Source organism: Priestia sp. JV24, from assembly GCF_025910025.1.
Taxonomy (GTDB): Bacteria; Bacillota; Bacilli; order Bacillales; family Bacillaceae_H; genus Priestia; species Priestia megaterium.
In genome coordinates this window covers 512,525-525,055 of record NZ_JAPCIN010000023.1, presented here as the reverse complement: position 1 = coordinate 525,055, position 12,531 = coordinate 512,525, and the positions used below count along the sequence as shown (strand labels likewise).

Below are 12,531 nucleotides of genomic sequence, written 5' to 3'. Positions count from 1 at the left end.
GGGGATTGTTGAAGAGTATTGGAATTTTAGGTGGAACATTCAACCCGCCTCATTTGGGGCATTTAATGATGGCAAATGAGGTTTTGCATGCCTTGAAATTAGATGAGATATGGTTCATGCCGTCGTACATTCCACCTCATAAAACAATCAAAGAGCCTATTGAGCCATATCATCGTTTACACATGCTAAAGCTAGCTATTGAAGAACATGATCAATTTACCCTGCAGCCGATCGAATTTGAGCGCAAAGAGCCTTCATATACATACGATACGATGAGAATACTAACGGAGAAATATCCAACGTATCAGTTTCATTTCATCGTTGGTGCTGATATGGTAGAATATTTGCCGAAGTGGTATGAAATTGATGAATTAGTCAATTTGGTTACATTTGTAGGTGTAAAACGCCCGGGGTATACCATTACGTCCCCTTACCCGATAAAAGAAGTAGAAGTTCCGCAGTTTGATGTCTCCTCTTCCTTTATTCGTGAACGAGTAGTAAAGAAAGAAACCATTCGTTATTTTATACCTGCTGGTGTTAAACAATATATCGAGGAGAATCAATTATATGAATCGAACTGAGGCATTAGAAATCGTAAAGAAACAGTTAACAGAACGCCGTTATATTCATACTGTCGGGGTAATGGAAACAGCAATTGAATTAGCTAAGCGTTTTGAAGCAGACGAAAAAAAAGCAGAACTGGCTGCTATTTTTCATGACTACGCCAAATTTCGTCCAAAGGAAGAGATGAAGCAAATTATTATTGATCAAAACATGAGCCCTTCTTTATTGGAATACAATACCGAATTATGGCATGCTCCAGTAGGCGCGTTTTTAGTGAGAAATGAAGTAGGGATTACGGATAAGGAAGTATTGGATGCGATTGCTTACCATACATCCGGAAGACCTGGCATGACGTTACTTGAAAAAATTGTGTACGTTGCTGATTACATTGAACCCGGAAGAAGATTTCCAGGTGTTGATGAAGTGCGGGAGTTAGCTAAAACGGACTTAAATGCAGCACTTATTCAATCACTGAAAAACACCATTTCTTTTTTAATGACTAAACATCAGGCCGTTTATCCCGATACGATGATGACATATAATGATTTAATCTTAGGAGGTCAAACACATGACTGAACGTGAATTGCTATCTCTTGTTGTAGAAGCAGCAGACGATAAAAAAGCAATCGATATCGTAGCGTTAAATATGGAAGGAATCTCACTTGTGGCAGATTATTTTGTTATTTGTCACGGTAACTCAGATAAACAAGTGCAGGCAATCGCTCGTGAAATTAAAGAAAAAGCACACGAACAAGGCATTTCTGTGAAGCGTTTAGAAGGATTTGAGCAGGCTAAGTGGGTTCTTGTTGATCTTGGAGATGTTGTGGTTCACATTTTCCATAAAGATGAGCGCGGATATTATAACTTAGAACGCTTATGGGGAGATGCACCATTTGTAAGTTCAGAAGAGCTACAGCTATGAGCAGGTACGGAGAATTTGCCTACGTATATGATCAGCTAATGGCAGACGTTCCGTATGACGATTGGGCTGAATTTTTTAATCAGCAGGTGGCAAAAGCGAAAAAAAAGCCTGACAGTATATTAGACCTTGCCTGCGGCACGGGAGAACTCTCCGTTCGATTTGCACAAGAAGGTTTCTCCGTAGTAGGCGTTGATTTGTCTGATGATATGCTTATGGTAGCCCAGGAAAAGGCGGCAGAAGCAGGGTTAACGCTATCTCTTTTTCAGCAAAACATGGCGGAACTTGAGTTATTGAAAGAGTTCGACTGTGTAGTAATCTTTTGTGATTCTTTGAACTATTTGCAAAGTGATAAAGAAGTTCAAGAAACCATTCAACGTGTATATAAGCACTTAAAACCAGGTGGGCTCTTTATATTTGATGTTCATTCAGTGCACAAGATGAAAGACGTATTTGGAAATCAATCTTTTTCTTACGTAGATGAAGACGTGTCATATATTTGGAACTGCACCTATGACGATACAGACACGCGCGTAGAGCATGATATTACGTTTTTTGCTTATGATGAAGAAATGGATGCATATCATCGCTTTGATGAGGTGCATGCTCAGCGCACTTGGTCGATTGACGATTATCAATCATGGCTGAGCGAAGCTGGTTTTATAAATATAGAAGTAAGTGCAGATTTCAAAATGAGTGAGCCTACTTCAAACAGTGAGCGCATCTTTTTCTCTGCGCAAAAAAAAGAAGCCGAGTAGAGGCTTCTTTTTTTGTTTCAAAGCAGGATTTCTACAGAAATTATGGAATAAGACTATCAAACTGATTGTGAACAAGCTCAATGTCTTCGTCAAATTTTTCATGTGTCTTTTGAAATACGTGCACAAACATCTCTCCGAGTTCAGCTTCTAAAACTTTAATACCTTCTCCGGTTACACCGCCTTTTACGCATACTTTATCCTGCAAGGTAGGAAGCGTAAATATTTCTTTTTCCAACAGTTTTCCCATTCCAATAATCATATCACTGGCCATGACGGTAGCTTCTTCTTCAGAAATATTTGTTTCTTGAACTGCTGCATCAATAAAGCGTTGAAGCAAAAAGCTGAAGAATGCAGGACCGCAGCTTACGATATCGGATGATACACGCGTAATCGTTTGATCAATAGCCACAGGCTTTGACATAGATGAAAATAATTCATGTAAATAATTTTGGTAAAAAGGCGTACATCTTTCTCCAAACGTGAAAAGAGAAACACCTGCTAATGCCCGATTCGTAATGCTAGGGATAATTCTAGCTGCTTGACTCGGAATGAGGCGTTCGATTTGTTCTACGCTAATTGGACTGGTAATGGATACAATGCAATGATCTTTCGTCAGCAGTGGTTCTAATTTTATTAAAAGGGGGTGAATATCCAATGGCTTAACACAAATAAAAATGACTTTGGATGCGTGAACAACTTCTTCAGCTGTATCAGCAACATTAATTTTTTTATGCTGCTGTTGAATCTCTTTGGCTCTTTTTTTTGTGCGATTCATAATAGTGATTTTAGAAGGACGTACGGCTTTTGATTCAATAAACGCATCAATTAATATTTTCCCCATGTTTCCTGTTCCGATAAACCCTATGTTCACTGATTCATTCCCTCCTTCAAAAGCCTTTTCTTCTAAACACTATGAAGACGTAATGGAATTTATGACGTTACTTCAAAATTCAAAGGAGTGTACAATTTGACTTTTTCAAAAAAACAATGGCTAATTGGCTGTATTTGTTTAGCAATTGGGTTGGCTTTTTATATCTATCGCACAGGCGGAGAGAAATCGGAAAGTTCTCTTCAAACCTCAGATATGATAAAGGCAGAATCTTCTGCTGCAAAAAAAGAAGGAGAGTCGTCTGATCAAGTAATTTCGAGCCAAGATTCCCCGTTTGTTATGGTGGATATTAAAGGAGCTGTTCAGAAGCCTGGTGTATACCAGCTTCCGAAAGACGCAAGGGTAAAAGATGCTCTAGCACAAGCCGGAGGCGCTACGAAAGAGGCGGACTTAAGACAGCTCAATTTAGCTAGCAAGCTACAAGATGAAATGGCTGTTTACATTCCAGCTACTGGAGAAGAAATCCCGCCTTCATCTCCAGTTTCTTCAATCTCTTCCTCAGGAACTTCAAATGATCAGCCCCTGGTTAATATCAATACAGCGAACACTGATGAACTGCAAACGCTAAATGGAATTGGACCTTCAAAAGCGAGTGCCATCGTTTCATATCGAGAGGAAAATGGCTTGTTTCAAACAGTAGAGGATTTGGGGCAAGTATCAGGTATTGGCGAGAAGTCGCTAGAAAAAATCAAAGCTCAAATTACGGTACAGTAGAGACTTATTGACGAAAAAGGAAAAGAAACGCTACACTATGAAAGAGACAAGTATAATTATAATTATTGAGTTTTAAATAAAAAGGTAGGGAATGAGATGAACCGGATTTCATGGGATCAATATTTTATGGCACAAAGCCATTTGCTAGCCTTAAGAAGCACTTGTGAACGTCTGGCTGTTGGGGCTACAGTGGTGCGTGATAAACGTATTATAGCTGGAGGATACAACGGCTCGATCAGCGGAGGCGTGCATTGTGCTGACGAAGGCTGTTATGTGATTGATGGACACTGTGTAAGAACTGTCCATGCAGAAGTGAATGCACTCTTGCAGTGTGCTAAGTTTGGTGTGAAAACAGAAGATGCGGAAGTATACGTCACGCATTTTCCGTGTTTAAACTGCTGTAAAGCCCTTATTCAAGCGGGAATTAAAACAGTATATTACGCTAATGATTACAAAAATCATCCGTATGCTGTTGAGTTATTTCAACAGGCGGGAGTGAAAACAGCAAAAGTTGAACTTGATGACGCAATCATTGACTTAAAAAGTAAAGAGAAGCTTCAATTTGTGACGGATGTTCTCGCTCGTTTAGAAAAAAGCGGAGCGGACGAAGCAGAAGTGATGAATTTACAGCGTGAAGCTCTCGCTTTGTTTACGGCAAATTAAAGGTAAAAGAGGTTTTTTACTTGGTAACAGTAAGAAGCCTCTTTCTTTTAAGAAGAAAGGAGCTAAAAGTGAAAGGATATTATATTTACTGTGCTTTTAGCATGATGCTAGCTTTATATGTATATGATAATCATTCCGCTGTAAGCCTGTTTTTGCTAATCGTACTTTTCATTTTTCAATGGCTACAATGTCCGAGGAAAGTGGTTATTACTTCTGCACTGTTGAGTGTTTTGTGCGTCTACCTATTAGCTGAGACAAATAAGCATAACAAAACGGTTCTTTTAACTGAATCTTCTTCTTTTACAGGTGAAATTTCCTCTGTGCCGCATAGTGACGGCGACAAACTTACTTTTAAGTTTACGGTTCAAAATGAAGAGGTCATGGCTTTTTATAAACTAAAAACGTTGGAAGAGAAACAGCAGCTCGAAAAGCTAACGATTCATCAAGTTTGTCAACTAGCGGGGCAATTAACTTCTCCTTCACCTGCTCGCAACCTTCATGCATTTGATTATCAGCAATATTTGTACCATCAGTCTATTCATTGGCAGCTTAACGTCAAGAGACTTGATTTGGTAAAATGCCAGCTCCCCACTCTAACTCCACTTACGTACCTTACCTTTATTCGTCAAAAAGGAATTAATTATATTCAACAAAATATGTCGGATCCAGGCGCTGGGTTTATGCAGGCACTAATTTACGGCGAGCGCACCGGCATCGCAGAAGAGAGTATCAAGCGCTATCAGCAATTTGGTTTAATACACTTGCTTGCCATATCAGGTCTTCATGTTGGACTGCTGACAGCAATGTGTTTTTATTTGCTCATTCGGATTGGAATAACGCGCGAGCGAGCCATTACGCTTTTACTTTTGCTTCTTCCTGTATACATGGTTTTGGCCGGTGGCAGCGCTTCAGTTGTCCGAGCTGTTTTTATGAGTATGCTGATGCTTATATCGATAAAAATACAAAGAAAAATTCTTTTGGTTGATAGCATCAGCCTTGCTTTTATAGCCATGCTGCTTTTTAAGCCGTACTATTTATTTGATGTAGGGTTTCAGCTTTCTTTTGCCGTTAGTTTTGCATTGATTTTATCGAGTCAGACGATTTTACCTCGTTTTCATTCTTCTTTCAGCCAGCTCATGGTTGTTTCAGCGATTGCACAAGTCAGTTCACTTCCTTTATTGTTGTACTATTTTTATGGAGTATCTCTCCTCAGTTTGCCATTAAATATGGTTTTTGTACCGCTGTTTTCTCTTGTTATATTACCTCTTTGTTTGCTCATTCTTTTTGTTCGTATCCTCTTGCCGGGAGTGAGTGAACTGCTGGAGCAGATTCTTCATGTTCTTTTACTTTTTTGTGAAAAATTGCTTGGCTCTTTTGAGTGGATTCCCGCTGGTTTTGTAACGGGAAAACCCCACATTGTGCTGTTTTTGGGCATGTACTTATGCATTTATGCTTTATTTGTGGCGCTCGAAGAAGGAGAATTTTTCGTTCGCTATATGTTTCTTCTCGTGGCATTGTTAGCCGCACAATGTATGTATCCTTATTTGAATCCAAAAGGAACGGTCACAATGGTCGATGTAGGACAAGGAGACTGCTTTATCATTGAGCTTCCTTATCGAAAAGGTGTGTATATGATCGATACCGGAGGAACCGTTTCATTTCCAAAAGAACCATGGCAAAAACGTCGTTCTTCTTTTGACGTGGGAGAAGATGTACTTGTTCCCTTTTTGCATTCAAAAGGAATAACAAGGGTAGATAAAATGATTATTACACACGGCGATTATGATCACGCAGGGGCGGCACAGCATTTATTTTCACAAGTGGCTGTCGGAGAGCTGGTGCTTGGGAAAAAAGCTGAATTAAATGATGTAGAGAATGGCTTGGTGATCGCTGCTCAAAAACAAAGCGTGCCTGTTCAAATTGTTCAACAAGGAGATAGCTGGCAAGAAGGAGGTGTGTTATTTCAGATTATTTCTCCGACAGGTTTCGAAGAAACGAGCAACAATGGCTCAATTGTAATAGACGCTAAGTTAGGAAATTTAAGATGGCTATTCACCGGAGATTTAGAAAAGGAAGGAGAACAAAGAATATTGAAAGACTTTCCAAACCTTAAAGCAGATGTATTAAAAGTTGGGCATCATGGCAGTAAAACTTCAACTTCAGAAGAGTTTGTTCAACATTTAAATCCTAAAGTAGCGCTTGTTTCAGCGGGGCAAAAAAATCGTTATGGTCATCCTCATCAAGAAATATTAGAGCTTCTGAAAAGCTACGGAGTGTATATTTATCGAACGGATGAAGATGGTGGGGTAATGTATGAATTTACAAAAAAGTCAGGAACGTTTTCGCAGCAACTTCCATAGTCTATAGTAAGAAAAACGAACTAAAAAAGACTGCTAAGAAGCAGCCTTGAAGCAATTTTACGAACCCAAGTAGTGAATCACAGTTGCAATAACAAATAAGGCAGTGAAAAAGCCAAATGAAACACCAAATCCTACGGCGGAATCGACAGCGTCGTTGCGTTTACTTTGGACACTTTCTTCAAATTGGTTCATTAACACCCCTCCTGTTTACAGTATAATCTAACTTTTTTTAAAAATCTAGACAATTTAAAAGCGTTTTCACAAACTGACAACAGTTAACAACTATACTTTACGAGCATGAGGAGAAAATAGAGATAAGGGTTTAATCATTAACAAATAAGTAACCTAGGGCTTATATTGTTAATGTTTATCATAAACTGAGGAATTGTCGTTTTAAGGCAATTCCTTTTGTATTGTTGCCAAAAACTCATAACACCTTTACGATAGAAATTGTATTTTGTTTATCAGTAACTATACATAATCAATATAGATGAATAAAAAAGAGGAGCGTATATACGTTGGCAGTTGATAGCTTAAAAAGTATTACCAAAAATAATATAGCCCCCGTTTATTTAATACACGGGGTCAATGCATTTATGAGTAAAAAGATTAGAGATAAAATCGTCGACTATACGTTAAATGAAGAAGATAAAGAATTTAACTTGTCACTATACGATTTAGAAGAAACATCGATTGATCAAGTTCTAGAAGATGCTGAAACGCTTCCTTTTTTAGGAGACAAGCGTGTAGTGGTTGCGAAAAATGCAGCATTTTTAACGGCTGAAAAATCGAAAGATAAAGTCGAGCATGATCTAGCAAAACTGCAGCAATATGTGGAGCAGCCCCCGTCTTTTTCAACGTTAATTCTACTAGCCCCTTATGAAAAGCTGGATGAAAGAAAAAAAATAACAAAATTATTAAAAAAACAAGCAGCTTACATTGAAGCGAACGAATTTGGTGAAAAAGAAATGAAGCAGTGGATTCATAATTTACTTTCAAAAGATGGAGTGAATATGGATGAAGATGCTGTGACGCTGCTTATTCAGCTTGTGGGTCTTAATGTAACGCTTGTAACAAATGAAATTGAAAAAATGGTATTATACGTTGGACAAGACGGAGTCATTACAAAAGAAGTTGTGCTTAAGCTTGTGGCAAAAACGCTTGAACAAAATGTATTTACGCTTATTGACGCTGTTATTCAGCGAAAGGTTTCTACTGCTTTAAATATGTATCAGGATTTACTGCGTAATAACGAAGAGCCTATTAAAATTTTATCTTTGTTAGCGACGCAGTTTCGTTTGATTTATCATACGAAGCAGCTGTCTAGTCAAGGGTACGGTCAGCAGCAAATTGCTCAAACGATTAAGGTTCATCCGTTTCGTGTGAAAATTGCTTTGCAGCAGAGCAGAAGTTTTGAGGAACAGCAGCTTAAAGAAATTTTAAAGGATTTAGCAGAGGCAGATTATGAAATGAAGACGGGGAAAATGGATAAAGCGCTTATTTTACAGCTGTTTTTATTAAAAAGAGCGCAATAAAAAAACGATCCTAATGGGATCGTTTTTGTCTCAATTATGCAGATAAACCGTTAAGTTTTACTGCTAAGCGAGATTTTTGACGAGCTGCAGCATTTTTGTGGATAATACCAGATTGTGCAGCTTTGTCTAATTTTTTAGAAGCAACAGCAAATGCTGCTTTTGCGTTATCTACATCGTTGTTTTCAACTAAAGCTTCAAAGTTTTTGATTGCAGTACGCATAGCTGATTTAGCTTGAATGTTATGAGCACGGCGAGCTTCAGTAGTTTTTACACGTTTGATAGCTGATTTAATGTTTGGCATCCGTTTCACCTCCCGAAATGATAACAATCGAGATTATATAGAACTCGACATTCTTCACAATAAGAACAAAAGATATTTTATCAAACACAAGGACAGAATGCAATAGCCTTGAAAAGGAATTTTATATGACAGAGCTCTCTTTAAAAGCTTGTAGCTGATATTGCGCCCTTCCTTCCACTTTTCATTTCTTAAATGCATGAATCTGCCAGTCCTCGGTGACAATAATTTCAACAAAGATTGTCTAGGAGGTTAAGAAATGGAAAAAGAACTTAATTTAAGTCAATATAGCGTGCGCACGGATTTAGCCGTCGAAGCAAAAGACATAGCGTTAGAAAATCAGCCTAAACCGAATAATCAGTCAGAAATCAAAGGCGTAATTGTAAAAGAAAAAGAAGAACAAGGTGTCAAAATTTCAATGGTAGAAATTACGGAAGAAGGCGCAGAAGCAATCGGTAAGAAAAAAGGCCGATATGTAACCCTTGAATCGGTAGGCATTCGCGAACAGGATACTGAAAAGCAAGAGGCCATGGAAGAAGTATTTGCTAAAGAGCTGAATTTTTTTATTAAAAGCCTCAACATTCCAGATGATGCTAGCTGTCTTGTAGTGGGTCTTGGAAACTTAAGTGTTACACCAGATGCGCTTGGACCAAAGGCAGTAGATAATTTGTTGATTACAAGACATTTGTTTGAGCTACAGCCTGAAAGCGTGCAAGATGGCTTTAGACCCGTTAGCGCCATTGTTCCGGGAGTAATGGGAATGACGGGTATTGAGACAAGTGATATTATCTTTGGCGTTGTAAAGAAAGTGAATCCAGATTTTATCATTGCAATCGACGCGCTGGCCGCTCGTTCGATTGAACGGGTAAATGCTACCATTCAAATTTCAGATTCAGGTATTCATCCGGGGTCTGGGGTTGGAAACAAACGCAAAGAAATCAGTTATGAAACACTTGGCATTCCAGTTATTGCAATAGGTATTCCAACGGTGGTGGATGCTGTTTCCATTACAAGCGATACAATTGACTTTATCTTAAAACATTTTGGCCGAGAAATGAAAGAGCAGGGAAAGCCGTCTAAGTCGCTGCTTCCGTCTGGTATGACGTTTGGAGAAAAAAAGAAGCTCACGGAGGATGATTTACCTAATGAAGAGCAGCGTCAAACGTATCTCGGTATGATTGGCACCCTTCACGATGAAGAAAAAAGACGTCTTATTCATGAAGTGCTTGCACCTTTAGGCCATAATTTGATGGTTACGCCAAAAGAAGTGGATATGTTTATTGAAGATATGGCTAATGTAGTTGCAGGCGGACTTAACGCTGCTTTGCATCATGAAGTGGATCAAGAGAACTTTGGGGCATATACTCATTAATACGCTTTTAGATGAATGAGTTCTTCACAATATAGTCATAATGGTTAGTACTACAGAAGATAAAGAAGTAAGGGGCCTAATAATATGATTAAATTTACTTTAAAATCAGTAGTGCTAACCATTTTTTTACTGTGCATTGTATTTTTAGGGATGCAGACGGCTCAGCAAGGGTTGATTAAAATGAAGGGATATAATGACCCTTCGATTGAACATGTTATTAATGTTTCTAAAACGTCAGATGGTCAGGTGGAAGCTGCTGTTTTAGGTTCAAAAAAAGTCGTGAATATTGATGAAAAACAGCAGTTTCTAGAAAAACGAAAGGCTTTTAACTTTTTCTCCTCGCTAGGTCAAAGTTTAGCGGAAGGCGTAAAAAGTACAATAGGAAAAGCTTTTAAGGCTATCCATCATCTTCTTAATTAAAAGCAGAATCTCTTTCTGCTTTTTTGTATGGAAAAATCCCCAATGGAATGCTTATTGAATGTTGACGAATGTGTTGTTATAATTTAGTTTAGTGTATTTTGCCGATTTTCAGTAGGAGTGAAAAAAATATGGATAGAGAAGCAAGATTGAAACGACAATCGAAAATCAGAAACTTTTCGATTATTGCTCATATAGACCACGGTAAGTCAACATTAGCAGACCGTATTTTAGAAAAAACAAATGCGTTAACACAGCGAGAAATGAAAGCTCAGCTTTTAGATTCGATGGATTTGGAACGTGAACGTGGAATTACCATTAAATTAAATGCTGTGCAGCTTCAATACAAAGCAAAAGATGGAGAAGAGTATACTTTTCATCTAATTGATACACCGGGACACGTCGATTTTACATATGAAGTGTCGCGAAGTTTAGCCGCGTGTGAAGGTGCAATTCTAGTAGTAGATGCAGCTCAAGGTATTGAAGCTCAAACACTAGCAAACGTATATTTAGCGCTTGATAACAACCTTGAAATTTTACCTGTCATTAATAAGATTGACCTGCCGAGTGCAGAGCCAGAGCGAGTGCGTCAAGAAGTTGAAGACGTAATTGGATTAGATGCGTCGGAAGCTGTATTAGCTTCAGCTAAAGCAGGAATTGGAATCGAAGAAATTTTAGAACAAATTGTTGAAAAAGTTCCTGCTCCTGAAGGGGATCCAGATGCACCGCTTCAAGCACTAATCTTTGATTCATTTTATGATGCATACCGAGGTGTAGTTGCATCTATTCGTATCGTACAGGGACGAGTAAAAGTAGGCGACAAAATTAAAATGATGGCAACAGGAAAAGAGTTTGAGGTAACGGAGCTAGGTGTGTTAACGCCAAAAGCCGTTGCTAAAGATGAACTTTCTGTTGGCGACGTAGGGTTTTTAACAGCAGCTATTAAAAACGTTGGAGATACGCGAGTAGGGGACACGATTACACTTGCTAAAAATGGAGCAAGTGAACCTCTTCCTGGTTATCGTCGTCTGAATCCAATGGTATACTGCGGACTGTATCCAATTGATACAGCAAAGTATAACGATCTCCGTGAAGCACTAGAAAAGTTAGAGCTAAATGACTCTGCACTTCAGTTTGAACCAGAGACGTCTCAGGCCTTAGGGTTTGGTTTCCGATGTGGATTCTTAGGGTTGCTTCACATGGAAATTATCCAAGAACGTATTGAACGCGAATTTAAAATTGATTTAATTACAACAGCTCCAAGCGTTATTTATGACGTGTATTTAACAGACGAGACTCATCTGTCTGTAGATAATCCGTCTAATATGCCGGACCCACAAAAGATTGAACGTGTGGAAGAACCGTATGTAAAGGCAACGATGATGGTACCAAACGATTATGTAGGTGCTGTGATGGAGCTTTGTCAGAAGAAGCGAGGCAACTTTATTGATATGCAGTACTTGGATGCTAATCGTGTGAGTATTGTATATGAAATTCCACTAGCTGAAATTGTATATGATTTCTTTGATCAATTAAAATCAAATACAAAAGGCTATGCTTCGTTTGATTACGAGCTTATTGGATATCAGCCTTCGAAGCTTGTGAAGATGGATATTCTCTTAAACGGCGAAACGGTCGATGCACTGTCCTTTATCGTACACAGAGATTCGGCGTACGATCGTGGTAAAGTCATTGTAGAAAAGCTTAAAGAGCTTATTCCACGTCAACAGTTCGAAGTGCCGATTCAAGCGGCAATCGGTCAAAAAATCGTCGCGCGTTCAACAATTAAAGCCATTCGTAAAAACGTTTTAGCAAAATGTTACGGAGGAGATATCTCTCGTAAACGTAAACTTCTTGAAAAACAAAAAGAAGGTAAAAAACGTATGAAGCAGGTTGGTTCTGTTGAAGTACCGCAGGAAGCATTCATGGCTGTGCTTCGCATGGACGAAGATTAATAGCTGAAATTCTATTATTTAACATGTCAAATTAGTTTTGAAAATCAAGCTAATCTGATACGATAGTAAAGAGTTTTGAGCGCTGTA

14 protein-coding genes are annotated in these 12,531 nt (G+C 38.6%); 11 read left to right on the top strand and 3 right to left on the bottom strand.

From position 1 onward, the window contains the following. The first annotated feature begins 8 nt into the window (after positions 1-8). From OK414_RS24005 to OK414_RS23990, 4 genes are read left to right on the top strand one after another with little or no spacing between them, the layout of a single operon-like run. Complete coding sequence (locus OK414_RS24005; protein WP_013085073.1) at positions 9-581, top strand: nicotinate-nucleotide adenylyltransferase; 573 nt, start codon at positions 9-11, stop codon at positions 579-581. Beyond that, positions 568-1,140 carry a bis(5'-nucleosyl)-tetraphosphatase (symmetrical) YqeK gene (yqeK, locus tag OK414_RS24000; protein WP_034648849.1) on the top strand — a complete coding sequence of 191 codons (573 nt, stop codon included), beginning with the start codon at positions 568-570 and terminating at the stop codon, positions 1,138-1,140. Before OK414_RS24005 ends, yqeK begins: the two co-directional genes overlap by 14 nt. Further along, positions 1,133-1,486 carry a ribosome silencing factor gene (gene rsfS, locus OK414_RS23995; protein ID WP_013085071.1) on the top strand — a complete coding sequence of 118 codons (354 nt, stop codon included), beginning with the start codon at positions 1,133-1,135 and terminating at the stop codon, positions 1,484-1,486. Before yqeK ends, rsfS begins: the two co-directional genes overlap by 8 nt. Next, positions 1,483-2,241, top strand: a complete 759-nt coding sequence (locus OK414_RS23990) for a class I SAM-dependent DNA methyltransferase (protein WP_013085070.1) — start codon at positions 1,483-1,485, stop codon at positions 2,239-2,241. Before rsfS ends, OK414_RS23990 begins: the two co-directional genes overlap by 4 nt. A 40-nt stretch (positions 2,242-2,281) precedes the next feature. Here the strand turns inward: OK414_RS23990 and comER are convergent, their stop codons facing one another. After that, positions 2,282-3,112 carry a late competence protein ComER gene (comER, locus tag OK414_RS23985; protein WP_013085069.1) on the bottom strand — a complete coding sequence of 277 codons (831 nt, stop codon included), beginning with the start codon at positions 3,110-3,112 and terminating at the stop codon, positions 2,282-2,284. 96 nt (positions 3,113-3,208) lie between these two features. On the opposite strand from comER, the gene OK414_RS23980 reads away from it, so the two are divergent. The 3 genes from OK414_RS23980 to OK414_RS23970 all read left to right on the top strand — a co-directional run bounded on the left by OK414_RS23980 (position 3,209) and on the right by OK414_RS23970 (position 6,867). Beyond that, entirely contained in the window at positions 3,209-3,844 is a 636-nt protein-coding gene (locus OK414_RS23980; protein ID WP_034648853.1) for a helix-hairpin-helix domain-containing protein, read from the top strand. 96 nt (positions 3,845-3,940) lie between these two features. After that, complete coding sequence (locus OK414_RS23975) at positions 3,941-4,507, top strand: ComE operon protein 2 (protein WP_013085067.1); 567 nt, start codon at positions 3,941-3,943, stop codon at positions 4,505-4,507. 68 nt (positions 4,508-4,575) lie between these two features. Beyond that, positions 4,576-6,867 carry a DNA internalization-related competence protein ComEC/Rec2 gene (locus OK414_RS23970; RefSeq protein WP_034654976.1) on the top strand — a complete coding sequence of 764 codons (2,292 nt, stop codon included), beginning with the start codon at positions 4,576-4,578 and terminating at the stop codon, positions 6,865-6,867. A 57-nt stretch (positions 6,868-6,924) separates the two neighbouring features. Here OK414_RS23970 and OK414_RS23965 read toward each other — a convergent pair whose 3' ends face one another. After that, positions 6,925-7,059, bottom strand: coding sequence for a YqzM family protein (locus OK414_RS23965; RefSeq protein ID WP_013059251.1), 135 nt, complete (start codon positions 7,057-7,059; stop codon positions 6,925-6,927). 326 nt (positions 7,060-7,385) lie between these two features. Between OK414_RS23965 and holA the strand changes: the two genes are divergently transcribed. Further along, entirely contained in the window at positions 7,386-8,402 is a 1,017-nt protein-coding gene (holA, locus tag OK414_RS23960) for a DNA polymerase III subunit delta (RefSeq protein ID WP_013059250.1), read from the top strand. Between the two features lie 34 nt (positions 8,403-8,436). Here the strand turns inward: holA and rpsT are convergent, their stop codons facing one another. Beyond that, positions 8,437-8,703 carry a 30S ribosomal protein S20 gene (gene rpsT / locus OK414_RS23955; RefSeq protein WP_013059249.1) on the bottom strand — a complete coding sequence of 89 codons (267 nt, stop codon included), beginning with the start codon at positions 8,701-8,703 and terminating at the stop codon, positions 8,437-8,439. Positions 8,704-8,959: 256 nt separating this feature from the next. Here rpsT and gpr point away from each other — a divergent pair, with 256 nt between their 5' ends. From gpr to lepA, 3 genes are all read left to right on the top strand, one after another. Continuing rightward, the gene (gene gpr, locus OK414_RS23950) at positions 8,960-10,072 is read left to right on the top strand and encodes a GPR endopeptidase (protein ID WP_034648856.1); all 1,113 of its coding nucleotides are present in this window, start codon (positions 8,960-8,962) and stop codon (positions 10,070-10,072) included. Positions 10,073-10,156: 84 nt separating this feature from the next. After that, a complete protein-coding gene (locus OK414_RS23945) occupies positions 10,157-10,492 on the top strand; it encodes a DUF3679 domain-containing protein (protein ID WP_013085063.1) in 336 nt (111 codons plus the stop codon). 128 nt (positions 10,493-10,620) lie between these two features. After that, entirely contained in the window at positions 10,621-12,444 is a 1,824-nt protein-coding gene (gene lepA, locus OK414_RS23940; RefSeq protein ID WP_013059246.1) for a translation elongation factor 4, read from the top strand. Positions 12,445-12,531: the final 87 nt, after the last annotated feature.

Coding starts and splice junctions, on each gene's coding strand:
- yqeK (WP_034648849.1), top strand. CDS start 568: ATGAATCGAACTGAGGCATTAGAAATCGTAAAGAAACAGTTAACAGAA.
- rsfS (WP_013085071.1), top strand. CDS start 1,133: ATGACTGAACGTGAATTGCTATCTCTTGTTGTAGAAGCAGCAGACGAT.
- OK414_RS23990 (WP_013085070.1), top strand. CDS start 1,483: ATGAGCAGGTACGGAGAATTTGCCTACGTATATGATCAGCTAATGGCA.
- OK414_RS23975 (WP_013085067.1), top strand. CDS start 3,941: ATGAACCGGATTTCATGGGATCAATATTTTATGGCACAAAGCCATTTG.
- OK414_RS23965 (WP_013059251.1), bottom strand. CDS start 7,059: ATGAACCAATTTGAAGAAAGTGTCCAAAGTAAACGCAACGACGCTGTC.
- rpsT (WP_013059249.1), bottom strand. CDS start 8,703: ATGCCAAACATTAAATCAGCTATCAAACGTGTAAAAACTACTGAAGCT.
- gpr (WP_034648856.1), top strand. CDS start 8,960: ATGGAAAAAGAACTTAATTTAAGTCAATATAGCGTGCGCACGGATTTA.
- OK414_RS23945 (WP_013085063.1), top strand. CDS start 10,157: ATGATTAAATTTACTTTAAAATCAGTAGTGCTAACCATTTTTTTACTG.
- lepA (WP_013059246.1), top strand. CDS start 10,621: ATGGATAGAGAAGCAAGATTGAAACGACAATCGAAAATCAGAAACTTT.